This window comes from Anaerostipes sp. 992a, from assembly GCF_001940245.1.
In the GTDB taxonomy this organism is placed as follows: domain Bacteria; phylum Bacillota; class Clostridia; order Lachnospirales; family Lachnospiraceae; genus Fimousia.
On sequence record NZ_MJIG01000004.1, the window covers coordinates 650,326 to 676,637 of the forward strand.

Genomic DNA, 26,312 nt, shown 5'->3' on the forward strand with positions numbered 1-26,312 from the left:
AATGATTATTTTCCTACAGACTGTAATGCTGATACTACCTCATCAATAAACTGATCTTCCCCTATTCCGGTAATACATGCAAAAGCATTGATTGTTGGAATTCCATAATCACCATCCGGTAATGGACTTGTATGTGTCAAAACATCAAAACGTCCAGATTGTGCTAAATTCAGCGCTTCTGTTGGACGTGCCTCTGTTGTAGTCACTGAATATCCCCGATCTCCTAATTTTTCTTTTAATTTTGCTGCTACCATTGATGATGTAACTGTTCCTGAACCACATACTGATAAAATATTCACTAATGACATACTATTTCTCCTTTTCTAATAACTCTTCTTTTTCTCTGATAATTTCATAAATTTCATTTTTACTTTTTGCTTTTATAAGCTTTTCTAAAACATTACCATCCTGTACGACCTGTAATATTCTCTGCAAAAATGTCAAATGACTCTTTGGATCATCCACTGCCAACATAAAAATTAATTTTGCACAAACCTCTTCATCCATACTCCCCATTTGATAAAACTTAACCGACGTTCTCAGCTGTCCAATGGCCACCCCACCTTTAATGACATGTCTCCGGTCCGTGTGTGGAATTGCTATTCCGAAATTCCCCATATTGATTCCTGTTGGAAAATCCTTCTCACGATCAATCAATGCCTGAACATATGTATCTTTACAGTATCCTTCCTTTGTCAGAGTTCCTCCAATTGTTCGAAATACCTCTTCTGAACTTTTCAAATCTAAGTCTAATAAAATAAGATTTTCATTTAAATCTTCCCAAATCATACTACTCACCTGCTTTCATATTTTCTTATGATTTCTACTATTTCCCAATTTGTTGTTGCATGATCAATTTCAAATCGAAATGTATCGTTTTGTAATAAATTCACTAGATGAAACATCGCTTTTAAATGCATTTCTTTATCCACCGTGCTTAAACAGCATACCCAATCAATCGGATCATACAATGGATGATGAAAAGAAACTGGCTTTTTCAGTCTAGTCAAGCTCATTCCCAGCTTAAGGGCTCCGGAATCAATCGCCTCATGAGGCAATGCAAAACCTGGAGCGACAACAATATAAGGCCCATTTATTTTTATATTGTCTATCATCGCATCCACATACCGTTCTTCTATGTAATTATGTTCCAGAAGATATCTTGCAGAAGCACGGATAGCTTCTTCCCAGGTCTCACATTCCACATCAATTTGTATGCTTTCTTCCGTCAAAAGCATCGATAGAGATACTTCTTCTTCTAATCCAAAATAACGTTTTAACTCTTTCGTTACTCTGGCACTCATTTCCTTTTTATCCTCATAATCGTTGATAAACATTTGGATTTTCTGGATGAGTTTCTTTTGTGCTTCTACTTCTTCATCCACCAATTCGTGCCCATTGATCGTAGAAAGTGTTTTTCCAACATTGATACAGTCCTTATCACTAAGCATCGGGCTAACCTGAATATAATTCATCGGCGGCTCCTCCAAAGGAATTGTAGAAATTACCAAATCCACTTCATCCAAAGGTGTTCCTGGAAGATCATGAGCAGAAACCACATCCACCACATGAAAATTAAAGTATTTTCTCAATCTTTCTATCAGCAGCTGTGAGGTCCCGATTCCTCCATGGCAAACCAATAATACCGAATATTGATCATTGGAATTTCTATTTCTTTCGACCGCTGCACATATATGAACAACAATATATGCAATTTCTGCATTATCCAGAGAACGTTTTATATACTGTTCAAAGATTCCTATGCTTTCTTTGGCGGCTTTCAACACTTCCGGATAAGATTTCAGTACTTCCTTTACAATGCTGCTAATTTCAAAATCAGCATTGACTTGTGAAAATGTGGATTCCAGATGATTTGTCAGATTCTCATAAAATATGTAATCACTATTCAAATCAATCTTTAACTTTGCAGATATTTCTTCAATGAATTTTCTGGTAATGACCTGAATCTTTACAATTTCTTTATTACTGGTCGTCTTCTTCAAATATCTTAATTCACCGAGAAATACACTTAGAAATTCCACTTCTCCAGGTTTTATTACAATACTAGTAAAAATATCAATTTGTTTTAATATTCCCAAGGCCATTCTCTCTGTTTCTATATTTTCTGAAATATAATGTTCTACATTACAGCCTTGTTTCATTCGATGCAGTGCCAGAATGAGATAGTATTTTACATAATGAAAGTCAGTGTCAGTTAAAAAAAGTCCAAACGCATGTTCAGCTTCGTTGATCACTTTTTCTATCATCTCTTCTGTTACTACAATGTTTTCATTTTTCTGAACTATATTCAGAAGATGATAAAAGAGAGGTCCCTCCTTAAATACCGTCTTTTCCTGACGTATTAAATGAAGTATAAATAGTCTTTTATCTCTTTCTCTGCCCTCCAATAGCAATCCTCTATTCGGATAGGAATTCAATGACAGATTTCTTTTTTTTACCTTTGTCTTTACTCTTTCAACGTCATGAATCACTGTTGATCGACTGATCATCAATTCATCTGCTAATTCAGATAATGTTAGAAAATCATTGGCACATACCAGCATGATGGAAATAAATATTTCTCTTTCATTTTTTGTAAGCTTAAAGGTATAGAATTCTTCTTCTAATAAATGTTCCTTACTCATAAAAAAATCTTCTTTTGTCTGCAATACTCCATTTTTTCCTAACTCAATTTTTGAAATTTGATTATTTTCCAAAAAATCATTAATCTGGTTAATATCATAACGGATGGTACGACTGGAAACTCCATAAATGTTCGTCAACTCTTTTATTGTTGTTTCCTGTTGGTATTCTTTTTTTAGCAAAATGCGAGATAAAATTTCTCGAGATCTCTTGTTCATTACTATCACCTCATCTTTAAACTTAGTATATCATTATCATTCTTATATAAACAGTTTCATTTCCTTCATGAAAATTGAAAAAAAATAAGCAGTTCAATTTCTTTCAACTTTCTTTGAAAGAAACTAAACTGCCATATTTGTGTAATGAACTACAGCTTTATGTTCTTTAATGCGTCGGCGAATGCATTGTTGATCGGCTCCTTGGCTTCCTTGGCCTGCTTCTTCATATAACGTGCCACATCCCTCTTAGAGACACCGGCACCTTCCTTCTCCCGCCGCTCTTTAAACTTACTCATCTTCTCCTTATGACCGCAGCTGCAGATAAAAGAGGCATCCTCTCCCTTGCCCCACAGCTCCATCTTCTTGTGGCAAACCGGACATCTGGCATTGGAAATCACACATACAGTCTCTCGATAACCACATTCCCGATCCTGACACACCAGCATCCTGCTCTTCTTCCCATTCACCTTTAGCAAACGCTTTCCACAATTTGGACATTTCTTATTGCTCATATTGTCGTGATGGAATTTGCCCTGTGAGCCTTTGATCTCATCGACAATTTCAACCGTATAATCCTTAATCTCCGACATAAATACCTGTCTCTTTAATTTTCCATCTGAAATACGACTAAGCTTTTTCTCCCAGTCAGCCGTCAATTCTGGCTGCTTTAACTCCTCTGGCACCAATGCCAGCAGCTGCTTCGCCTTGGAGGTAGTACGAATACCCTCTTCCTTCTTCTCCAATAAAAAAGTACGGAAAAGCTTATCGATGATGTCCGCCCTGGTGGCAACGGTTCCAAGCCCTCTCTGCTCCATAGCTGTCAAAAGAGTGGCCTCTGTATAATAGGCTGGCGGCTTTGTCTTTCCTTCCGTTTCCTTTACGACTACAATAAGCTTCTGACCCTTCTTTACCTCAGAAACATCAGCAAGTTCTTCTTCCTCTTCATAAGCTGCCTTCCATCCTGCCTTTAACATTCTGCTTCCTTTGCTTACAAACCGTTCTCCTGACATATTTCCTTCGATCGTCATCTCTTCGTATTCATACGGAGGCATCAATACCGCCAGAAATCTTCTGACAACCAGGTCATAGATCTTTCTCTCCTCCGATGACAATTCACTTAAATTGACAAACTGCTCCGTTGGAATGATGGCATGATGATCACTGACCTTCTTATTATTCACAAAATGACCGTTGGCCTTGATCTTATTCTTCAAAATTCCAGCTGCTGCCTTTCGGTATGGTCCGATTCCACAGGATCTTAAACGTTCTGGAATCGTCGGAACAATATCATCGGTCAGATATCTGGAATCCGTTCTCGGATAAGTTAAAATCTTATGATGCTCATAAAGCCTCTGCATGATATTCAAGGTTTCCTTTGGAGAAAAATGAAATCTCTGACTGGCATCTCTTTGCAGTTCATTTAAATCATATAATGCTGGCGCATAGGATTTTTTCTGCTTTACAACCACGTTATCCACCGTAAGCATCTCCCCAGAAACCTTTTTTTCCACATCCTTACACTTTTCTTTCACAAAGGTTCGGGTATTGTTCTTCTCATCTCTCCAGGTAAAGGTAAGTCCTGCTCCCCTTGCTTCTAATCCATAATACGCTTTGGGCTGAAAGTTTCGAATCTCCTCCTCCCTTTGTGCAATCAGAGAAAGAGTCGGTGTCTGCACACGCCCACAGGAGAGCTGTGCATTGTGCTTACAGGTTAAGGCTCTGGTGGCATTCATCCCTACTAACCAGTCCGCTTCCGCTCTTGACATGGCTGCTTCATACAGATGCTGATACTCTCTTCCGTCCTTTAGTCTGGAAAATCCTTCCTTAATCGCCTTATCGGTCACAGAAGAGATCCAAAGCCTTTTGATCGGCTTTTTGTTATGACTTTTTAATAAAATCAATCTGGCAACCAGTTCCCCTTCACGCCCTGCATCTGTAGCAATGATAATGGTTCCTACATCCTTACGATTCATCAGGGCCGTAACCGCTTTATACTGCTTTGCTGTCTTTTTAATCACCTGGACCTGCATCTTCTCCGGCATCATCGGAAGATCCTCCATTCTCCATGTCTGATACTTTTTATCATATCCTTCCGGATCTTTTAATTCTACCAGATGCCCCAATGCCCAGGTCACAATATATTTTTCTCCTTCCAGACCACCGTTTACTGCCTTTTTGCAATGCAGCACCCTTGCAATGTCACGGCCCACAGAAGGCTTTTCTGCTAATACTAATTGTTTCATATTCATAAACTCCTTTATTTCATCCTTACTATCATAACAAAAGAACAAGGACAAGAAAAGCCTGGAAAAATAACTTTTCCAGACTTTTTATTCACCTGAATATAAATTCGCCTCTGTTCTTTTTCAGCTGATAAACTTGGCATGCTCCATCAGAAGACTTTCTACTTTTTTTGCTAATTCATCGTATGATTTTGCTTCAATCCCTTCCTTTTTCGCTATGGCATTTACAATTACCCGCTTCTTCGCATTTTCCTCACAGGTTTCTTCCCGAAGCTTCGCATACTCCTTTTCATCATAGCCACAATACTGATCCAGAAATTCCTCTTTGGTAATATTCAGTGCCTCTGCCTTTTCCTCATAGGATTTGTCAAATGCCTCTATTTCTTCTTCCCAATAGGAATCTGGATAATCTTTCACATCCGCTTTTTTCAAAATGGCTTTCCACAGATCCTTCCTCTGCTGCTCACTGACTGCTTTTTCCTGCTGCTGCTCCATCTTCTTTCGGACGCTTTGATACAGTGCTTTTCGATTTTTATAAGAGGTATTCTTCTTTACGATCTGATCGGTCAACGTATCCTCACTATAATTCTTCTTAATATAGTATACGTACACTTGAAACTCCACATCTTGTCCGGCATAGCTGGCATTGGAATAGTTCTCCGGGAATGTCAGATTCAATGTAATCCACTTTCCAGGCTTGCGATCCATAAGACCACTCTCAAAGCCATCAATAAAGGTATGAGATCCAATCTCAAGATCATAATCTTCCATAGACATATCCTTCTTCTCTATCCCATCGATATACCCACGGACCTTTACATGAACAATATCACCCTGTTTGATCTTCTGATTGCGTATCTTCTCAAATATCCCGTCATTGGCCAATTCCCGATATGCTTCTTCCTTTACCGCAGAATCTGTAATTTCTGTTTTTGTCTCGCTCTTTACGCGCATTCCCTTATAGCCCGTCAGGCTAAGCTGCTTCGTATGAATCTGATTCGGTCCCCATCTATAAAACATTCCTCCTGCTACTGCTGCTAAGATTAAAAAAATGAGAAAATATATCAGATACTTTCGATTCTTCACAACGGTTCCGTTACTGAAAACTTATAAAAAGTTATAAAACCCTTATGTTCCATTCTTGCTTCAACGAATATGTTTTCGATTGACAAAATCATATCTACTCACAAGTTCTTGTATTCTCCACAAGCGTAAATTCCGAACTAACGCATCCGTACACATTTGCATTTACGTTTATGTGTTAAAATGCAAATTGTTCTCCGTATCTCCTTAGATTTATAGATGCTTGAAAATCCCTATCAATAACATTGCCACAGTCGCATTTATAAATTCTATCCGATAACTTCAAATCTTTTTTTATAGTTCCACAACAACTACATAATTTTGAAGATGGATAAAATCTGTCTGCAATAACCATTTGTATATTGTTATTTTTACATTTATATTCTATCTGTCTTTTAAATTCAAAAAACCCTTGTTGTTGAACTGCTTTTGATAAATGTCTATTCTTCATCATTCCTTTTACATTCAGATCTTCAATGCAAATAAATCTTGGTTTTCGATTTACGATCTCAGATGTTGTTTGATGTAAATAGTTCTTACGGATATTCGTCAATCTATGATTTACTTTTAAAAGTTCTTTTTCTCTCTTTATAATGTTACTTGTCTTGCAGTAACTTTCTCCTTTCTTATTATTCTCGTATTTACGAGATATGGAACGCTGTAACCTACGTTTCCTTTTCTCTAGTTTCTTAATTGTTTTTGATTTATGAATGTTCTTATAAGTATGATCATCAGAACATATTGCCAAATCTTTTATTCCTAAATCTATTCCAATACCATCATTCATTGGTATTTCTTCATTATCTGGACATTCTATTCCAACGCTAATCCACCAATGAATACCATCAAATGTTACTCTTGGGTTCATGTATTTTATGTCTATGTCTGTTGGAACTCTGCCATGTTCTGCAAGTCTTACCCAATTAAGCTTTGCTTTATTTCTCTTTTTACTAGAAGAAAAACTTTCAAATTTAACATGAGTATTAGTAAACTTTATTTTTACATTGTCTTGATAAAACGATGGTCTTGTTTTCTTTTTGGACTTAAATCTTGGATATTTACTCTTACCTTTGAAGAAATTTTTGTATGCAATACAAGCATCTTTTATTGCTTGTTTCGTCACATTATTCGATACACTCTTTAACCAAACATATTCATCCGTTTTCTTTAATTGCGTAAATTCTTTTCGTAAGTCTCCATCAGATATAAACTTACCACCATTCTTATAATTCTCCTGTTCTCTTCCCAATGCCCAGTTGTAAGCAAATCTTGCAGTATTAGCATACTGGAATAATTTAGTCTTTTGTTTGTTGTTTGGTATCAGCATCACTCGAATTGTTTTTATCATCATTATCACCACTTAAAACCAAATCGTAATAATCTATCTTTATACAAAACTACAACCTTTTCGACTTTGTTTGTTACTTGAAACTCGACAATATCCAATTACAATTCTGTCTAAATTAGGTTTTATATTCATTACTTGATTTCACTGTTCATGGGAATCATATCTATATCCGTTGCTGGAAGTGTGGTGTGGGTGAAGTTTTCCATTTTTATCCCAATTCCTTAATGTCTGTGAAGATACACCTAAAATTTTTGAAAACTCATTGATAGAATAGTATTTACTCATAATTCATTCTCCTTATGCTGTTTTATATTGTTTATACTTTATTCTATCAAAAAACTTATAAAAGCCAACAATTATTTATAACATTTTATAAATTTTGTTTATCTGTTCTTACCCTCCCACTTTTATTCAGTTATAGAGGAACTATCTGCATCTGATCCCTCTATCTTCTGAGAAAATGGCATTAAGAACTGATGACTTTCCCCACTTACCTGCCAGAAGGATAATCCAGTGAGATCCGTTTTTACATGGGAAAACAAATCCGTGAAGGAATACTGCTCTTTTTTCTCGAAGCTTCGATCCGCGATCGTTGCAACTCCATTGCTATTTACCGCCATAATATAGATAAATTCTTCTCCATCCAGAACCTTTCCATCACTCATCATCATAACCAAATGACCTGCCTGGACAATTTCCCGGATGCTATCTTCATCCGTATCCTGAATCACTCCATATTCCATAGGCTCCTCTGTGCTTACCACTTCGTCTTCTATGCTCTTCTCTTCTGAAGCCTTCTCATCTTTTGTTGCTGCCGTATCTCCATCTGGATTGGAAATGACCCAGAATGGTCCTCCAGCAGCCGCGGGTTTGGATTGATCGATAATATCAGACAATTGATATTTATAACGGCTTCGTTCTCTGCTTCCAACATCCGCCACTGTTACATTATCATTCTCATCAATGCCTACCAATACCATAAAATGGCCACCTTTGGTAAAGTATCCAGGTCCCATCAGACAAACGACCGGATTTCCTTCCTGGAGAGCTTCCCGGATTGCCTGTGCATCCGTTCCAACACCCTCACACTGTAAGCCATATTCCTCTGACAATGCTGGAATCAATGCATGAGAGGACCCCTGACCAGAATAGTATCCATGCTCATACGCCCACACCGTCGTATCCACTGGTGTTACCCACTTACCTGTTAAGGATGTAATCACGACTGCCATGCTGGTTGGTCCACATCCGGCTTTCTTAATCCGATATCCATTGTCATTCCACGCAGGATCCCCTTGATTAAAGTATACAAAGCCATTGATCATCTCTTTCTGATTCTTCATGGCAAGACTATGGTCATTGTATACCTTTGGAATAATATGAACGGATAGCTTTTCCTCTTCCTGATCAACCTTTTCTAACTTCTTAACCTTCTCGGCCGTAATGGTCTTTTTCTCTTTTTTCTTCTTTTTTGATGTATCCGTATTCTTCTTCTTTTCTGTAGAAGACTCCGTCGTCGGCTTCTCTGTTCGCTTTTCTGTTATCTCTTCGGTCGTCTTCTCCGTTTGTGTCTCCTGATTTTCACTTGCAGTTTCCGTTGTCTGCGCCGTCGTCTCCCTCTCTGACGCTGTCTCCGTCTGTGCTGCTGTATCTCCCACTTCATTTTGTGCGGCTACATTCATAGAACATAACGCTGTTGTAAATGCCACGCTAATGGCCATACTTTTTATTATTTTAGAAAAATGCATCTTGCATCATACCCCTTCATCTATCATCTAAATTCATCTTATGTCTTCGTGTAATCTTCTAGCACTTCTTATGATAGACCTCACCGGTTTATTTGTCAAAAGAGAAATGAATAACTTTTCTTAAAGTTTTCTTAATGTCTGTGTAATATTTCTTAATATAACAAAAAAGCCCCAAGACCTTGATGATTCAAAGCCTTGAGACTCATGCCTGCGGATAACAGGAATCGAACCTGCACGTCAAAGACACTAGATCCTAAGTCTAGCGCGTCTGCCAGTTCCTATAAACCCTGTATTTAAGCGGATTTCGCCAGATTGCTTTTTTCTAATTACACTAGATTCTTCTTTATAAAGAGTAGCATATGTATGTTCTTATTGCAAGCTATTTTTTCTTCTTCCATGTGACTTTCAACTCAACCAACGTGCTTTTCCCATTAATCTTTGGAATCCGCCTCCTATAGTATTTAATATTTGTATTCTCTTTATCAATCTTATACGGTTCTCTGCTCAGCATATCATATATGTAGTCAACAGAAACCCCGTACAGGAAAGCGGGCATCTGGATTCTCTTATTTAAAGACTCATCGTCCCATCTCGTCCATATTCTTTTGCCGTTCTCACCAATACAAGGCTTCGCTTGTATACACTCAATCCTATGGTGTACTGCCCTATGCACACCTTGGTCTTTCACATATTCCAGATTCTTGTAGTGAGAATCAAGCTTTTTCCCGTTGATGTGATGAACAATAGGTTCCCCAACATATAGAAAAGGATTATTTAAAAAGGTAGCTGCAATCAGCGTATGAAGCCGAAACTTTACGTTTTCCACACTTACGATACTTCTTCTAGGCATATCCAAAGAAATATAATTGCCGTCCAGCCTAGATTTTACGAGATATAAACCTTCTTCACCCATGGCTATTACATCCCCGTACTCGTTAATATAAGCATTGTTGATCGTATATTTACCAATTTGAGAAGGCATAGCATAAAAAATGTCTGATCGTATCGTTTGCTCCTTGAAATCTTCTCTATATTTTATTTTTGTTGTGTGGTAGGCTTCCTTTACCTTCTCAAATGGTAACTGTTCAACATGGCTCATATCCTTGTACGGAAAGGCACAGCCAGAGAATCTGTTCTTATTTGTGAATAGTCTTCTGACTCTTTTTTTTATGAACGATTCTGCTTCTTTTTTTCCGTAAAGATACCCGTAAGCGTACATATATCCCTCTTCTTTTTCCAAGATGCCCCTCATCTGTCTTGTATCAACTCGTAATCTTCTTTTTTCGTCTATTTTTTTTAGACTTTTGTCGACGCTTTCATCGACGATTTTCTTGATTAATTCAGTTAAACTCATATTTAATTCTCCTTTGTATTCATTATATTTAAAAAAAATGGGACTTCATATATATATACAAAATTATTTTTCCTTAAATACATAATTTTCTCCTTCAATAACTTCTAGGACTTTATTGACAAATTGAACCGAAACCAATTCAGAAATTTCTTTTCCAATTGTATGAAGTTCTCCTTCTAAATCTATAATTTCTAAATCATATTTTTTTAACATATCTTCTCGAATTGGTGAATGAAAGGATACTTCACCACAATCGTAAAACAAATAATATTTTTCAATAATTTCTTCTTCATATCTAACGCCAAAACAAACTTCTCTTTCAAGTTCTCTATCATAATACTCACTTTTATAAATAAATTTATTCTGCATCAATAATTGATCATAACACTCATCCCAATCATAAATCTTAACCTTTCGTTTCCTAAATATAGTTTCCTTATGAATACAGGTTGGTTCCAACAATGTAAGCAATCGTTCTTTTTTAGAATAGTATTCCTCTTTCTTTTGACGACATTTTGATTCTGTATCGTAAATGTCTATATGTTGTTCCCTATACGAACGTTCTTGATCTCGATAATTCTTAGCACGTTTATTCACACTGAACAAGCAATCAACAAGCATCTCTTTTGTAATAATATTGTTTTTTAAATTAATAGTATATTGTTTAGGTGTTTTCATATTGTCTCCTTCTAAAATAAAATCTTTTGATATTACTAAATAACATTTTACGTATCTTATCACTATAGCCAGAAAAACTTATTACTAAAATAATGCTTTATTTAGATTTTTTCGAACTTGCTGAGAAAAACTAAATAAAGCCGATAAGTTTTTATATAAATAATGAACACATTACCTTATAATAGATCCTTTCGTTGCGCACTCAAGGATCTGCAACTGCGTTGCTTTTTTAATTTCATATAAAAATCTTCTTCCTGGCTAAATTTTTCTACGAAACACAATTACAATCGTAAGATTGTACAGTACAATTGCTACAGCTATTGTACTGTTAAAGGCTTTATATTTTTTAATAATGTATATTATTTACATTATTAGAATATTTTACTAAAATTGACCATCTCCGGAGAATGGAAGTATAACGTATCTGTTGTTTTTATACTTGTTTTCTTTTTTATTCCAGTGATGAGAATATGTAATCAGTCCCAATTTAGCCAATTCGACGTAATTACGTTTAATTTGCTTAATTGGTATTCTGCCTACTTTTGAAATATCACGATGAGGAATCCACGCATATCCTATATCCTCATTAAAATATTTTTTTATAATCAGATATTCTCTTAAAGCCTGTGCTGGATCACTACAATTGCCAATAATCCTCTCTAAAATCAAATAATGTATAATCTCATAAGTTTCCATTTTTCCGTTTGCAGCTTTTCCCCATTTAACTAACTGATATTCATATACTCCTGCCTGTATCTCTTCAACAACGATATATTCTGCTGGCAGTTTAAGCAAATATCGCTTTAACGTATCTCTGCTCATCCCCAACTCACCAGCAAGCTTACGAACTGAAAAACTATGCTTTTTATCAATTCTGACCCGTTTTAAAAGATATATATATAGTAGGGTAATCTTTGGATGCAATGATTTATTGTCAATAAAATAACAAGGAATAACCAAAGAAACTGAATCTAATTTTGCCTTTTCAACAATTTTTCTTTCTGTCCTCTTTAATTTATTTTCATCAAATCCTTTCAGAAAGTTATTGATTTCTTCATTTGTGCCATAAATAAAATTGCCCTTATCTTCACACAAATTGATGGGATAAAATCCATTTTCTCTAACTTTCTTTTCTTCATCTGCTTTTAGATAACGTTTAACTCGTTCGCCTATGTTATCAACCTCCTTAATAAATATGGTGATACAATGTATATAAAAATTTTATACACAATATCAAATTATTAAACTACTTATAAAAATCATTTGGAAATTTAACCGAATTGGTCTTTTCCGATATTCAGCCTTAAAACTGAATGTATGATATACAGAAAATATCATGATTAATCCTTAAATATGCACCTAATATACACCAAGACAATTGACTTGTCAAGTCTTTTTTTTCTTTTTACAAAAAAAATTTGTTGTTTTTCATAAAATATGTTACTTTTTATGAAAAGATAGAAAATTTATATAAATATCTGATAATTTCGATTGGCAAAATAAAGAACCGGATTTTATTTTCCGGCTCTCATAATTAAGTATTCTTTTACACTTGTTTCTTTATACTCAACATCTGTATTTCTGTAAATCAACTAATCCATAACTACTGATATACTTTGAACCATTACTTTGCCACCATTATTGATATTGACTTAAATCTGGTCCAGAGCCAGTTACAGATACTGGATCGCTATCTTCTTCATCAGTTTCATCTTCTTCATCTATAACACTCTCAAATTTACCATTTTTTTTCTTATAAGTGCCCTCAATATAATCAGATTCACCATTTACGCTAACATATACTGATGTATAATAGTAATTTCCACTTCGTTTTACCGTAAAACTATCTTTATCAACATTAATATTACTTCCAATACTTTTGATTAAATTAATTTCTTTAAATTTTAGTTGCTCAAAGTCTTCATCAGAAACCAAATCACTTTCTTTTTCTTTAATTTTTACTACATATTTTTTAGAAAATTCTCCTTCTATATAGTCTCCATTATTGTCTTCATATACGTAATTCTCACTTTCAATTGAAGCAATATTATCTTCATCAGAAAATGTTAAATCTAATTTGTATACTTGGTTTGGTTTTAAATCAACCTCAACAGAATGTTTATTATATGATTCATAACTATCATTAATATTTCCCTTCGTATCTAATTCAATTATTGAAAATCCCACAAATGTTAATGTTTCATCGGATATATTCTTAATTCTATAAACAACATCATAATATCCATCAACATCACGTACAATTTCATGACCTATAATTTGAAATTGACCTTGATTAATATTTGTTTCTTCTCCATCGTTGTATGAACTATCTATGGTGTCTTCTGATGAAGTCCAAACATATATGATTATTCCAATAAATATAATCCCCAAAACCATCAAAATTATTGATAATACTTTTAATATCTTTTTTGTTATTTCTTTTTTCATAATCTCCTCCATAAGTATATTTTTCTTTAATTATACTTAATATATTAAGTATAGTCAACAGATTTAATGTGTTAGGCTTTCTTTATGAGGTAAAGAATTATGATATCGTATGAACCATTCTATCAAACGCTACTTAAAAAGAACATCACTGAATATCACCTAATATACAAAGAAGGAATATCCGCAAACACCTTATATCGAATAAAAAAAGGGTTGCCTATCACAACTAAGACTTTAGACACCCTTTGCTTTATTCTGGATTGTGAAGTATCAGATATTATTCTACATGACAAAACCAAGTAACCCTACAATTTCACCAGATTTCTATAGGAGAACAGACTAACGCCAACAGAAAAAGGAGCAATTACTTAAAAGTTTTAATTGCCCCGTTTCTATTCTTTCCTATTAAATGTAGTTTCACATCTGGCTTTTTTTCAATCATAAAGCTAGAGAATCAACATATTCTTTTATCATTCTATCCAATGTTGGTCTAGAAATATTCAAAGCCTTTGCAAATTGAGTCTTGTTTATTTTTCGAATTCTGTAATCATCATATAGCTTCCTAAATTCGTCATTAAGAACAACCTTTTTCCGTCCTTTGTATTTACCCTCTCTTTTAGCTATCGCAATGCCCTCTTTTTGTCGTTCAAGAAGATTCTGCCTTTCGAATTCCGCTATCGCTCCTATCATGGTGAGCATCAGCTTGCCCGTTGGCGTTGAAGTATCGATGTTTTCCTTGTTGCTCACGAGGTTTACTTTTTTTACCTTTAACTCTTCCACGATTTCTAGTAAATCTTTGGTAGAACGTGCCAGCCTTGAAAAATCATGGATATAGATTGTGTCTCCTTCCCGAACAAATTCTAACATTTCTCTCAGTTTCGGTTTGTTCCTGTCCTTTGCAGACACCTTTTCGACAAAGTATTTGCTAATATTATGCTTCTTCATAGCTTCCATCTGTCTTGCCTCATTCTGCTCTACAGTGGAAACCCTTATATACGCTACATTCATCTTCTTTCTCCTTCCTCTTAATATAATATTGTTAATACTATTATATTAATATATATCTATTACTCTATATCTAATATTATATATAACATAATATAAATATAGAGTCAAGACATATCGTGCAATATGTAAAATAATTAATATTTCAATTCTATTTTTACATATATCTGGCATTTCTTAACGTAAAGTTAGGCTATATTCTATTTTTACGTAATTTAATAAAACCCCATGATAAAGCCTATCAGCCCTTAATTACAAAAATAATTATAAATTAGCATTGTTAAGGTAATAATTTCCGTTTTTTACAAAAAAACTAGCCAAGAAGCAACTCATAATTGGCTTAAGCAAGCCCATTTCTAATTGAAAATGTAATTATTTTTCTTAATTTTCCAATACAAAAACCGCATAAACAAGCCAATCTGACATCGGGAAATATAGAAGAATTCTTATTTTTTCAATATATTCCATTTCAGCAACTTTTAACAATAAATATTATATATATTGCTCACAATCAGAGCAAAATAATAATTTCTGCTGCTTTTGGGGTTAAAAAAAAGAGAAGGACTGTCGTTGTATGTTCCTTCTCTTAGCTAATTATTTATTTAATTTTTATGATAAGATGATACCATCCATCCTCATTGTATCTTCTGTATACAAATAATCTCACTTCTGGCAAAACCGTTTTGAGCAGTGCGTAATCACCACGCACGAAAACATCAGTAACAAACGGATACACACGCCGTACACGCTCAATATTAGCCTTTAAATCCATTTTATCCCCTTTGCCAAATAGTATATCAATCACCGCATCACATTCCATTATAAACTCTGCTATAGCCTCTGCGGTTGCTTTTAGGGCTTTCTTACTGTTCATTCTCACACCCCCGCAAATAAAAAGAATATTTCATATGCTTCGTCATTTTTTATTGTAAGAATTGCCGTCTTTAATCTTTCTTCCAGTTCGATACTGGCAATTCTAGAAAATCTTATAGCAATCTCCGATTCTGCTTTTTTTATATTTAACACCAAGCAATCATCGGCTATGTACGCCCGTTCTAACACCAAATCACAACCAGAAATATCCGTATCGCCAGCAAAAAACCTAACTTCCGCTCTGGTTTCTGCTTCTATAATCTCCAACAATTTATCAACATCAATCTTCTTTAGCATCTGCCAGCACCACCCATCTTTATCTTTGTTCTGCTTGGTTTTGCCAGCGTGTCAAGGGGATTAAAGTCAGAGAAACCCATCTGTAAATCACACGAGAACATATTTACATATTCTTTGACGATATCAATAGAAGAATGTCCAAGAATTTTCTGCAAACGGAAGATATCTCCACCGTTAAGAATCCACTTCTTTGCAAACGTATGTCTAAACAAATGACATGATGTCTTGTTAACGTTCCGCTTAATGTTGTAGCGGTATACAGCCTGCTGATACGTTCGCCTTGCTCCATGCTCACCAAAATCATTGCAAAATACATAATCTTCTTCGTTGCCCTCTCGGTACACAAGGTATTCTTTTAGAATATCTGCAAGCGTATGCGACAACGGTATGATCTGCTGGTGTCTATTTTTTGTTTTTCGGAGTGTTATAACACCGTTCCCAAAGTCTACATCCTTTATTTTTAAATTTAAAGCTGTAGAAATGCGGTTACCCGTAGCCAAAAGATAGTTTTCAAAAACCCAGATACGGTATTCTGTAAATGTACACTTCTTCAAGTCTGGCTTCTTTAACAATCGTTTCAGTTCATCATCTGTATAAGTTTCTTTGATTTCTTTATCTGATTTTGGCATCAAAATCTTAAATTTTTTTATGTAGCCACAGTCCATACAATAATATAAAAACGCTCTTAAATGTCGTACGTAATTGATGACCGTGGTATCTCTAATCTCTTTCTCTTCTTTTAGCCAAAAGATATATTCATCAACATCGCTCACTGAAATATCATGTGTTTTCGTTCCTTCGTCCATGAATTCAAAGAATATCTTTATGACATTACTATATGTTTTCATTGTCTCGCTAGAAAGATTTCTGATTTTTGCTTTCCGCATGAATTCATCAAACGCTTCATTCAATGTCAAATCATCTTTCCTGTTGGCTATTTTTATACGTTGTCTTACCATTTTCCATTCCTCCTTTATACACTAGACTATGTATGATTCCTTAAAGAATCTAGCGTACAAAAAGGCACAAAAAAACGGCTTCCAGCAACCAAAGGGTACTGAAAACCGCTTAAAATAAAGATTTCTGCCTGCGGATAACAGGAATCGAACCTGCACGTCAAAGACACTAGATCCTAAGTCTAGCGCGTCTGCCAGTTCCGCCATATCCGCAAAGTGAGCGTGCGGGGGTTCGAACCCCGGACAACTTGATTAAAAGTCAAGTGCTCTACCAACTGAGCTACACACCCATATTTTATTCATTTTACTATACACCCTATCCTACATTTAATAGGAAGAAACTGGGCTAGCTGGATTCGAACCAGCGAATGCAGGAGTCAAAGTCCTGTGCCTTACCGCTTGGCGATAGCCCAACACTTAGCTTGAAAGCTATCGTAAAGGGTGGGTAATGGGACTCGAACCCACGGCCTCAAGAGCCACAATCTTGCGCGCTAGCCAACTGCGCCATACCCACCATATTTTAAAAGACGTGCCCACAGGGATTCGAACCCCGGACACATGGCTTAGAAGGCCATTGCTCTATCCAACTGAGCTATGAGCACATAAGCTTCTCAGGAAAAAATCCCATAAGAAAAGCGGGTGATGGGAATCGAACCCACGTATCTAGCTTGGAAGGCTAGTGTTCTACCATTGAACTACACCCGCAAAAGGTATCGGGGTGACAGGATTCGAACCTGCGGCCTCTTGATCCCAAATCAAGCGCTCTAGCCAAGCTGAGCCACACCCCGATGAAACTAAGCCGCGTTTTCCTCAACGCAAGAATTATATTACCATAGCTTCCACTAACTGTCAACAAAAAATTTCAATTTTTTTAAAAAATTTTTTCACAACTTTTTCTTATGCCAAAAGACGGAAAGTAGTGCATATTTGCACTGCTTCCGTCTTTCGTACTTAAAACAGCCAGATTTCTTTACTTGATTCTAACCTTAAATGTCTTTGTCACTTTTCCAGATTTGGCATAAACAGTGATTGTAGCTTTTTTGTTCTTTGTTTTCAAAGTACCAGTTGCAGACATCGTTGCATATTTCTTGCTGGCTTTGGATAAAGACCAGCTTACTTTTTTACCAGTACCATAGGCTGTTGCTTTAAACTTATATGTCTTATTGCGGGATACTGTAGATTTTACAGAAGTTGCCTTGATATATGGTTTCTTAACAACAACTTTCACCTTTTTACTGTAGTTACCAATCTTAGCAGTAACATAAACCGTTCCTGCTTTCTTTGGAGATAATACTCCGCTCTTAGAAACAGTAGCAACCTTCTTATTGCTGCTTACCCATGTTACTTTTCCACTAACCCCATAGCCTTTTGCAGAAAGCTTTTCGGTTTTTCCTACATAAGCAGTTGTTGGAGCAGTCACTTTCACATATGGTGCTTTTACAGTTACCTTTGTTTCTAATTGATATTTACGACCAAAATTAGTTACATCTGCCTTAATAACAGCTGTTCCTGCTTTTTTCGCTGTCACTTTTCCTTCATCATCAACAACAGCAACGTCGGTGTTAGAAGACTGATATTTTACGATATTGTAATCATCTTCTTCCATAGTTACATTGATCGTCTTTGACTGACCGGTATAGAGAGAAAGTTTCTCATCTACAGCTGGTTCTTTTGTATCCATTGGTGTAACTTTAATGTTCTGATAAGTTACTTTAGAATCAAATGCGTTAAATCCAACGTATCTTCCTTCTGCATAATTCTTATTTGCATTACGGTCAATTCTGTCTAATATCAGACTGTCATTGATATAGAATTTATAATGGTTTCCTTTTACTTCAACCTTTAGATGATAACGGGTATTTGGCTGTAAAGTATATTTCACACGGTTTCCGATATCACCGGTTCCACCACCAAAGGTAAAGATTCTTGATGTACCATCTCCTTCATGGAATGGATCATCTACATTTGCTGCATATCCTTTATTGGAATTTGGATCCTGTCCACGGAAGATCATCGCAAATGCTGTTCCTGAATGATACAGAACATCTGCCTCGAAGGTATAATCATCAGAGCTGATCTTGGTTCCGGACATCAGGAATCCATCGCCTTTTCCAATAAGATCCCCAGTATATCCATTTTCATCTAAGGTCCAATCACCACTGATAACGTGCCAATCGCCAATATTACTATTTAACTTAGAGCTTGTAATAGATATATCCAGACTTCTGGATAAACCGCTTTCTGTTTCAGCAGTAACAGTAAATACGCCCTTCTTTAAAGCCTTTAACAGCAAACTATCATTCTTTTCTTTGATAACTTTTACTTTATCGCCTTTATTATTCGTTACTTTCCAGGTTACTTTTTGCTCTGCGCTGACTGGAGAAATTGCTGCCATAACTTCAATTTCATCTCCAACACCATATTCTCCACTTCCTGATGCTGTACTAATATAAAGGTCTGCTGCTGTATTATCATCTGTTAATTTATCTTCCCAGATACTCTTCATTGGATAAACAGTAATATCTGCGTCGGTCTCTCCACCTTCAGAATATACTTCCATACCTGTACTATTTACGGATGGGAAAATTGCAAGTGTACCTGATTGCTGTCCATCCTGTGCATATACTTCCACACTGGATTCATCAACAAAAATATCTAATTTTACTTTTCCATCTTCTTCAACAGCAATGGCATCAGATACGATATCACCTTTTCTCTGACCTTCTGGAATTACACCTGCTTTATCACCATTGATGCTCACCTGTTTTGTTTCTGTGTTGTATTTTACAATTGTTTCCTTTGTACCTTCATCATTGGTTCTTAATTTGAATCCAACCTCTGTTGTTCCTTCTTTTGGAGTTAACTCTGCAACGATTTCATACTGTCCAGCTTTGATTCCTGATAACAGATTTTCACTGGAATCTGTCTTCTTAGGAATGGTTGCTTTCACATTTGTTGCTGCTTCTTTTACTCTTAAATCCTCATATTCTTTGATTGGAGTCTGAACCAGACGATAGCCATTCTCTGTCTTTGTAAGATTTAATTCTGTCTGAAGGTTAAAGAATCCATTATAGCCCCATTTACCAGTTACATTGCTGACATTGTTACAATATCCATTTTCCCAGATACTTGCCCAGTTGATCATAACACGACGTCCTTCTGGGAAATTGTCATATGTCATGGCTGCATAAGACTGAGGTCCAAAGTTCATGACATAACGGTCACTTCCTTCATCCTGTACGAAAGTCCATTTTCCGTCAACCTGTTTAAAGTCACCAACACGATAGTAACGGCCGCCTTCACTGACTACCCATTTTGTTGTTCCATCTTCTGCCGTTAATGGATACATATCCGGACATTCTGTTTCGATTCTTGTATTTCCTTCGTCACCAGAATAGGTACTTTCTACTTCCCAGTCAATCAAATTATCAGAAGAATAAATTCTCAGGATTCCGCCTGCAACAACCATCATGTATTTTCCAGATTCTTCATGATAAAATACTTTTGGATCACGGAATGCCGTGTTATCTAATGGATCTTCGTTCCATTTCAAAACAGCATTTCCTTTATATTTTGTCCAGGTTCTTCCTTTATCCTTGCTGTATGCAATGGCCTGATCCTGTCCTCTTCCATCGTTATTCTGTGTATAGATGGCAACTAAACCTCCGGTACCAGGTCCTTTTTCATCGCCAAATAAGCCTGATTTGTTTTCATCATCCACAACACAGCTTCCTGAGAAGATTGCTCCCATATCTTCCTGATAATATAAAGCTATTGGAAGTTCTTCCCATGTTTTTAAGTCTTTGGATACTGCATGTGCCCAGTGCATTGGTCCCCAAACGGTATCGTCTGGATAATACTGATAAAACAGGTGATACTCCCCTTTATAATATACCAATCCATTTGGATCATTCGCCCATCCAGTTGCTGGTGAATAATGATACTGTGGTCTGGTCGGTACATTATAAACAGAATCGCTTGCATTTCTCAATACATTAATGATTGTCTTTTCTTTTCCGCCGTTTTCACTGGTAACTACAACTGGTATCTGCTGTGATCCAACCTTTAAGTCTACCTTTGTTGCTTTTCCCGCCTGAGCAGCTTCTCCATTAACAGTCACATTTCCGCTTCCTTCCACTGTTGGAATCAAGGAAATGCTTTCCGTTTCATTTTTAACAACCACACTGTAACTGTCATATTCCTTGGAAAAATCTTTATCTAATTCTCCACCTTTTACTTCGAGATCAGATAAATAAGCTTCTGCTTCTTTTACTTCAATATCATCGACTGTGATATCTGTAATGGTCAGATCTTCGTTAAATCCAATGAATCCAATATTTCCTTCCAAAATCGTATCACTGATTTCAAAATCATATACCTCTGTATCATTGATCTTCACTTGCAGCTGACGATCTTCCACAGAGACATCAAACTGATACGTTTCTTGATTTTTTAATTCTTCAAATGTCTTACCTGCATGAATATCACCGGCAATGCCTCCCTGAAAACAAAATGCACGTACCGCACCAGAGGATGGAGTTACATTAACTACAACGGCACCTTCTTTTGGATTGTCTGCTTCCTTAGTTCCCAGAACAATTCCAACTGCACCATCGCCCTCTCCCTGTTTCAGAGTTGCTTTTACGGTATAATTATCCTGTTTTACAACATCAGAGATACCAAAATTATCACCTTCTCCCTGAAGACGGATGCCATTTTCAATTTGGCTTCCATTTCCAGAAAATACCCATCCATCTACAAGCTGCTGTGCAGCTGCATATACAGAAACAGGTGGCATATAAGGTGTTATGCTGGTCCCTGCCATAAGTCCTGCCATAATACAGGCAAAAATTCTCATATTTCCTTTTTTCATACTTTCTCCTTATTTTCTCTCTTATACATGATACAAATTCTCTTCCTGATACAGTAGTAAAGGAGACGGCCAATTAGCCGCCTCCCAAGAAAAGGATTTGTGTCTAGTGTATGACTTTCTTTATTTTCTCAATATTCGCTCTTCCGTTTTTAATAGCTAATCCAATGACTGCACAAAGAATGACACTGACAACAATTATGATAATACTAATTACTCCCACTACATTGTAAATCATTCCATTTTGAAGCTTTAATGCCCAATATGCCATTGCAACTCCAATTGATGAAATAACTATAAGATTTCTTACCCACTTTTTCAGATTCTCTATCATTCTTGTCTGATATTCAATCTCTCTTAATTGTTGACTTTTTGTCTGTTGTGCTGTCATATGAATCTCCTTATTAATACTGTAATCCTGGATTAAAGAATCCGACTAATACACCTACGAATGCGATTACTACTAAAAGTAACATGGTAACGATCGGAGAAAGTTTTTTCTTTGCCATCAGCCACCAGCATAAAACTACAAATGCTGCTGTTAAAATTCCAGGATATACACCATCTAACTGATTTTGAAGATTTAAGAACTCTTCTCCTGCATCATTTACCAGATGGAAGGATGTCTTAACAGATACCCATGTTGCTGCTACGGATCCTACTACCATAGTACCAAGCATAACGATTGCTTCACGAATTGCTGTCGCCTGTTCACCAACCAGAACATCTACGGCCTTACCACCTAATTCATATCCTTTGAAGTATAAGAATCTCATACCAAAAGTAATCAATAAGTTCCATGCAAGAATATAGAAGATTGGTCCAACAACAGATCCACCTGAAGATAATCCAAGTGCAATACCTAATAAGATAGGAATCAAAGTACCAACAACTAAGGAATCACCGATACCAGCGATTGGTCCCATCAAACCAGCACGAATACCATTGATGGTTTCTGCATCTACATCATCGTTTCCATTTGCTCTTGCTTCTTCTAAGCCGGCTGTAATACCAACAATAATAGATCCAACCTGTGGTTCTGTGTTAAAGAAGGCTGTATATGTATTCATTGCTTCCTGCTGCTCTTCTTTTGTATCATATAATTCTTCTACTAATGGAAGCATTGCACATAAGTAACCAAATGTCTGCATATGTTCTTGAGAGAAACAGGTTAAATGTCCATAATACCAGTTACGAAATGATTTATTTAACGCCTTTTTGGAAAGCTTTTTCTCTGCCATATTAGATATCCTCCTCATCATCATCATCGTCTAAGGAACCCGGTCCAGCAGCCATTGCTGCTTTCTTCGCATTGATTCCAACCATTTTAATGTTATAGAACAAGATTGCAAATAATCCTGCTACAACTGTAACGGATACCAGATTTAATCCCATACCTGCTGCTAATGTAAATCCAAAGAAGAATGGAATAAAGTCCGTTACTTTATCTACTACCTGTTTTAACAGAATCGCAATACCAACACAAGGAAGCATACTACCTACTGTAAATAATGTCTTCATAGCAATTCCATCCATTGGCAATGCTACTTTGATTGCTTCTACTACAGGAACTCCAAGCTTACACATTACAACTGCAGGAAGAAAACTACAGATAATGTGAGAAATCCAAGGAAGCACCATATCTACGGCGTAAAGTTTTTTGAAATCTCCTTTTTCAACTGCCTTCCATCCAATATGCTGCCATACCAGATTGATCGTAGCTGTTCCGTAGAATAATACAGTACCAAGTGTACCTACCATTGCACCGAAAGATGTAGCCATTCCGATTCCTTCTGCAGATGCAGGATCTAGTCCATAAGAATCTAATGCTAACATTGCTAAAGGAATACCGATATAAGATACGGCACGAACGTCAGCAGATACAGTTCCACCAGGTGTTACTAATGCGATATAAACAAGCTGCATTGCTGCACCAACCATGATTCCTAAAGGAATGTTTCCTAATACGATACCACATACTAAACCACCAACCAATGGTCGTCCTAATGTATAGTTTCCAATTACAGTACCACCCATACCAGGCATACTGGATAAGCAGGCAAAAATACCTAAGATGACTGCTTGTAACCAACTAATTGTCATAATTTTTTTCCTCCATATTCTCTTTTCATATGTTCCTATGAAAATCTATTTTATTTAAATCCGAATTGACCTCTGAATTTATCCCATGTTCCAATGGAAGCTTCTTTTACTAATGCAAATTCTACTTCGTATCCTGCTTTTGTAATTGCTTCAATAGCTTCTGCTTCTTCCTGTGTAATGGACTGGTTATTACCAAGCTTTACTGCTCCTGGGCGGTCATTACATGGTCCAATGATTACTTTTTTCACATCACTTGGAACAAATCCATCGTCTACCAGAATCTTTTTCATCTGGATCGGATCTTTTGTAATCAGGAAATATTGGTCATTACTATCTAATACCTTCTGGCATTTTTTCTTCCATGCATCATAGGTCCATACAAAAGTCTTTTTTGTACTTGCACTCTTATATGCCATCTTCAATGCCTGTGTATTTGCTGCACGATCGTTTACTGCAATTAATCCATCGCATGGATACTCAACGGACCATCTTGTTACTGTTTGTCCATGAATCATACGGTCATCGATTCTTAAAAATGAAATTGACATATTCCTACCTCCTAAATATCATCTTCTTCATCTGCGTCATCCTGAGGTGCCAGAACAAATTCTTTTATAGCGTCTTTTGCTTCGCTTACCAGACTTGCTTTCAGCATCTCGTCATCAACATCGTCCTTCATTAATGTAGCTGTTAATGCCATTGCAAGGTTCATTCCACCAAAGATTATAAGATTCTTGTCCAGACCCTTGTTAGAAATCTGTTCAATTGCATTGGTCAATGGTGACCCACCTACAATATCTCCCAAAAGGATAATTCCGTCATCTTCTGTAATTCCACTGATGGAATCTGCGAATTTAGCAGCGAATTCGTCGGCACTCATTCCATCTTCCAGTCCAACACTGATGACATCTTCTCTTTCTCCTCCTGCAAGCATTGCCAGCACACTTTTCAATCCTGGAGCAAATGTTCCATGACTAACTAATACTACATACTTCATCCTTTTCTCCTTTCTTTTATTCGTTCTTTATTTACAAACATATTGTAACAATTGCACAAAAAAAAGACATCTGTAAATTGTCATTAAACACAATTCACAAATGTCATTTTCTAAATGACAAATGTCATATTACTTTTTTAACATATCATCAATATCATTCTTTATTTTTTGTATATTTTCGTCAAATCCTTCTTCCAGCATCATTAGTTTTAAAATTTCATTGTCAATATATTCCATAATCGTATCATATTCCCGAAATTTTGGTTTTTCCTCTGCCTGTTCCATTACTTCATTTAACAATTCGACCTTTACAATGGTATCCTCGCCCATATATTCATCCAATATTTTTTCTGCCTTTTTAGAATTGGTTACATCCTTAAGAGGCGAGATTCCCTGTGAATATCGAAATAATTTTTCCTGTGTATCTCGATTGTAGGTCAACTCCTTTAAAAACTTCCACGCCATCTGGCTGTTCTTGCTTCTATTATTGATTCCTATTAACAGATTATCTACATCCGACTTACTCTCTCCACTCGGTCCGGTCGGCAGCTTGATACAGTCCCATTCAAATTCGAAATATTTATTAATCTTCCATGGATAAGGCTTGTAGGTACGAAATTCTGAGAATTTCATAGGCTGAAATGCCACCTTTCCAGTATCAAAGTCATTGGAGGTTGGATTGGAAAATCCAGAAAGTTCATTGATCTTTTTCGTAAAAAGAATGGATTCCTCCACCTCTTCTCCAGTCAGGTTGCATTTTGTCCCCGCCTTATTAAATAGCGATGCTCCATTGCTATAGAGTGCATTCTTCCACTTATACCCATATACACCATACTGATCCACTTTTCCATCCCCATCGGTATCCTTTGTCACCTTTTTACAGATTTCATAAAAATCCTCCCACGTCCAATCCTCCTTTGGCATTGCTATGTTCTCCTTCTCCAAAAGAGTCTTGTTGACAAACATCAGCGTTGGTACACTTTCATAAGGAAGGGCATACTGACTCCCTTCACATTCTCCTTCCCGGTAGCTTCCCTGATAATAATCCTCCTCATGGAAAGAGGGATCCTTTGCAATCAAAGAATCCAGATTCTTTAATACTCCTACAGAGGAAAAGGTATTAAAATCCTCTGAAAGAACCATAAATACATCTGGCAGCTCTCCATCTATGGCTTTTTGAGAAAGCCACTCAGAATAATCATCCTTTAAGATACCGCTATCATATCGAATCGTCACATTGGGATATTTTTTTTCAAATTCCTCAATCGTCTCATCAATGATCCGATAACAATCATCATCCGGTACATCCCACTGATTACCTGCAAACATGCCAAAAGTAAGTACAACCTTTTGTTCTTTTGGTTTTAACACTAATGAACACGTCAATATGCTAAAAATCAATCCACATACTACCAGACGTCTCCACCAAACCGCTGTTTTACTCATTG

General features: G+C 36.3%; 23 protein-coding genes, 7 tRNA genes and 1 pseudogene. 1 reads left to right on the forward strand and 30 read right to left on the reverse strand.

Going from position 1 to position 26,312, the window contains the following annotated elements; all coding sequences use genetic code 11:
• Positions 1-5: 5 nt before the first annotated feature.
• The 12 genes and pseudogenes from BHF69_RS07390 to BHF69_RS07445 form a co-directional block, all read right to left on the reverse strand.
• On the reverse strand, positions 6-308 hold the full coding sequence (locus tag BHF69_RS07390) for a PTS sugar transporter subunit IIB (RefSeq protein ID WP_075670395.1): 303 nt from the start codon (positions 306-308) through the stop codon (positions 6-8).
• Position 309: 1 nt separating this feature from the next.
• Positions 310-789: a PTS sugar transporter subunit IIA gene (locus BHF69_RS07395; protein ID WP_075670396.1), complete on the reverse strand. Its 480-nt coding sequence runs from the start codon at positions 787-789 to the stop codon at positions 310-312.
• Positions 790-794: 5 nt separating this feature from the next.
• Positions 795-2,861: a BglG family transcription antiterminator gene (locus BHF69_RS07400; RefSeq protein WP_075670397.1), complete on the reverse strand. Its 2,067-nt coding sequence runs from the start codon at positions 2,859-2,861 to the stop codon at positions 795-797.
• Between the two features lie 149 nt (positions 2,862-3,010).
• Positions 3,011-5,104: a DNA topoisomerase III gene (locus BHF69_RS07405; RefSeq protein ID WP_075670398.1), complete on the reverse strand. Its 2,094-nt coding sequence runs from the start codon at positions 5,102-5,104 to the stop codon at positions 3,011-3,013.
• Between the two features lie 123 nt (positions 5,105-5,227).
• On the reverse strand, positions 5,228-6,124 hold the full coding sequence (locus tag BHF69_RS07410; protein ID WP_075670399.1) for an FKBP-type peptidyl-prolyl cis-trans isomerase: 897 nt from the start codon (positions 6,122-6,124) through the stop codon (positions 5,228-5,230).
• A 241-nt stretch (positions 6,125-6,365) separates the two neighbouring features.
• A complete protein-coding gene (locus BHF69_RS07415; protein WP_075670400.1) occupies positions 6,366-7,535 on the reverse strand; it encodes an RNA-guided endonuclease InsQ/TnpB family protein in 1,170 nt (389 codons plus the stop codon).
• 11 nt (positions 7,536-7,546) lie between these two features.
• Positions 7,547-7,820: pseudogene (locus tag BHF69_RS13955) on the reverse strand (MerR family DNA-binding transcriptional regulator); the annotation flags it as partial.
• Between the two features lie 122 nt (positions 7,821-7,942).
• The gene (locus BHF69_RS07425) at positions 7,943-9,283 is read right to left on the reverse strand and encodes a C39 family peptidase (RefSeq protein ID WP_075670401.1); all 1,341 of its coding nucleotides are present in this window, start codon (positions 9,281-9,283) and stop codon (positions 7,943-7,945) included.
• Between the two features lie 379 nt (positions 9,284-9,662).
• A complete protein-coding gene (locus BHF69_RS07430; RefSeq protein WP_075670402.1) occupies positions 9,663-10,637 on the reverse strand; it encodes a hypothetical protein in 975 nt (324 codons plus the stop codon).
• A gap of 63 nt (positions 10,638-10,700) precedes the next feature.
• Positions 10,701-11,315 (reverse strand): hypothetical protein, encoded by a 615-nt coding sequence (locus BHF69_RS07435; RefSeq protein ID WP_075670403.1) that lies wholly within the window; start codon positions 11,313-11,315, stop codon positions 10,701-10,703.
• A gap of 384 nt (positions 11,316-11,699) precedes the next feature.
• Positions 11,700-12,410 (reverse strand): hypothetical protein, encoded by a 711-nt coding sequence (locus tag BHF69_RS07440; RefSeq protein WP_075670404.1) that lies wholly within the window; start codon positions 12,408-12,410, stop codon positions 11,700-11,702.
• Positions 12,411-12,953: 543 nt separating this feature from the next.
• Positions 12,954-13,763: a hypothetical protein gene (locus BHF69_RS07445; RefSeq protein WP_075670405.1), complete on the reverse strand. Its 810-nt coding sequence runs from the start codon at positions 13,761-13,763 to the stop codon at positions 12,954-12,956.
• Between the two features lie 99 nt (positions 13,764-13,862).
• Between BHF69_RS07445 and BHF69_RS07450 the strand changes: the two genes are divergently transcribed.
• Positions 13,863-14,066 carry a helix-turn-helix domain-containing protein gene (locus BHF69_RS07450; RefSeq protein WP_075670406.1) on the forward strand — a complete coding sequence of 68 codons (204 nt, stop codon included), beginning with the start codon at positions 13,863-13,865 and terminating at the stop codon, positions 14,064-14,066.
• Between the two features lie 135 nt (positions 14,067-14,201).
• Here BHF69_RS07450 and BHF69_RS07455 read toward each other — a convergent pair whose 3' ends face one another.
• The 18 genes from BHF69_RS07455 to BHF69_RS07540 form a co-directional block, all read right to left on the reverse strand.
• Positions 14,202-14,771, reverse strand: a complete 570-nt coding sequence (locus BHF69_RS07455) for a recombinase family protein (protein WP_075670407.1) — start codon at positions 14,769-14,771, stop codon at positions 14,202-14,204.
• 595 nt (positions 14,772-15,366) lie between these two features.
• The gene (locus BHF69_RS07460; protein ID WP_075670408.1) at positions 15,367-15,642 is read right to left on the reverse strand and encodes a hypothetical protein; all 276 of its coding nucleotides are present in this window, start codon (positions 15,640-15,642) and stop codon (positions 15,367-15,369) included.
• A 2-nt stretch (positions 15,643-15,644) separates the two neighbouring features.
• Positions 15,645-15,938 carry a hypothetical protein gene (locus tag BHF69_RS07465; protein WP_075670409.1) on the reverse strand — a complete coding sequence of 98 codons (294 nt, stop codon included), beginning with the start codon at positions 15,936-15,938 and terminating at the stop codon, positions 15,645-15,647.
• Positions 15,932-16,897 (reverse strand): tyrosine-type recombinase/integrase, encoded by a 966-nt coding sequence (locus BHF69_RS07470; protein ID WP_075670410.1) that lies wholly within the window; start codon positions 16,895-16,897, stop codon positions 15,932-15,934. Before BHF69_RS07470 ends, BHF69_RS07465 begins: the two co-directional genes overlap by 7 nt.
• A gap of 129 nt (positions 16,898-17,026) precedes the next feature.
• Positions 17,027-17,107: transfer RNA gene (locus BHF69_RS07475), tRNA-Leu, on the reverse strand.
• Positions 17,108-17,111: 4 nt separating this feature from the next.
• Positions 17,112-17,184, reverse strand: a tRNA-Lys gene (locus tag BHF69_RS07480).
• Positions 17,185-17,235: 51 nt separating this feature from the next.
• Positions 17,236-17,307 (reverse strand) — tRNA-Gln (locus BHF69_RS07485).
• 27 nt (positions 17,308-17,334) lie between these two features.
• Positions 17,335-17,408 (reverse strand) — tRNA-His (locus tag BHF69_RS07490).
• A 14-nt stretch (positions 17,409-17,422) separates the two neighbouring features.
• Positions 17,423-17,496: transfer RNA gene (locus BHF69_RS07495), tRNA-Arg, on the reverse strand.
• A 32-nt stretch (positions 17,497-17,528) separates the two neighbouring features.
• A tRNA-Gly gene (locus BHF69_RS07500) sits at positions 17,529-17,599 on the reverse strand.
• A gap of 8 nt (positions 17,600-17,607) precedes the next feature.
• Positions 17,608-17,682, reverse strand: a tRNA-Pro gene (locus BHF69_RS07505).
• Between the two features lie 182 nt (positions 17,683-17,864).
• Positions 17,865-21,767 carry a GH32 C-terminal domain-containing protein gene (locus BHF69_RS07510; protein WP_075670411.1) on the reverse strand — a complete coding sequence of 1,301 codons (3,903 nt, stop codon included), beginning with the start codon at positions 21,765-21,767 and terminating at the stop codon, positions 17,865-17,867.
• Positions 21,768-21,870: 103 nt separating this feature from the next.
• On the reverse strand, positions 21,871-22,155 hold the full coding sequence (locus BHF69_RS07515; RefSeq protein WP_075670412.1) for a hypothetical protein: 285 nt from the start codon (positions 22,153-22,155) through the stop codon (positions 21,871-21,873).
• A gap of 13 nt (positions 22,156-22,168) precedes the next feature.
• Complete coding sequence (locus tag BHF69_RS07520) at positions 22,169-23,005, reverse strand: PTS system mannose/fructose/sorbose family transporter subunit IID (RefSeq protein WP_202816994.1); 837 nt, start codon at positions 23,003-23,005, stop codon at positions 22,169-22,171.
• A 1-nt stretch (position 23,006) separates the two neighbouring features.
• On the reverse strand, positions 23,007-23,867 hold the full coding sequence (locus BHF69_RS07525) for a PTS mannose/fructose/sorbose/N-acetylgalactosamine transporter subunit IIC (RefSeq protein WP_075670413.1): 861 nt from the start codon (positions 23,865-23,867) through the stop codon (positions 23,007-23,009).
• A gap of 50 nt (positions 23,868-23,917) precedes the next feature.
• Positions 23,918-24,415, reverse strand: coding sequence for a PTS system mannose/fructose/N-acetylgalactosamine-transporter subunit IIB (locus tag BHF69_RS07530; RefSeq protein WP_075670414.1), 498 nt, complete (start codon positions 24,413-24,415; stop codon positions 23,918-23,920).
• 11 nt (positions 24,416-24,426) lie between these two features.
• The gene (locus tag BHF69_RS07535; protein ID WP_075670415.1) at positions 24,427-24,864 is read right to left on the reverse strand and encodes a PTS sugar transporter subunit IIA; all 438 of its coding nucleotides are present in this window, start codon (positions 24,862-24,864) and stop codon (positions 24,427-24,429) included.
• Between the two features lie 129 nt (positions 24,865-24,993).
• Positions 24,994-26,310: an ABC transporter substrate-binding protein gene (locus tag BHF69_RS07540; protein WP_075670416.1), complete on the reverse strand. Its 1,317-nt coding sequence runs from the start codon at positions 26,308-26,310 to the stop codon at positions 24,994-24,996.
• Between the last annotated feature and the right edge of the window lie 2 nt (positions 26,311-26,312).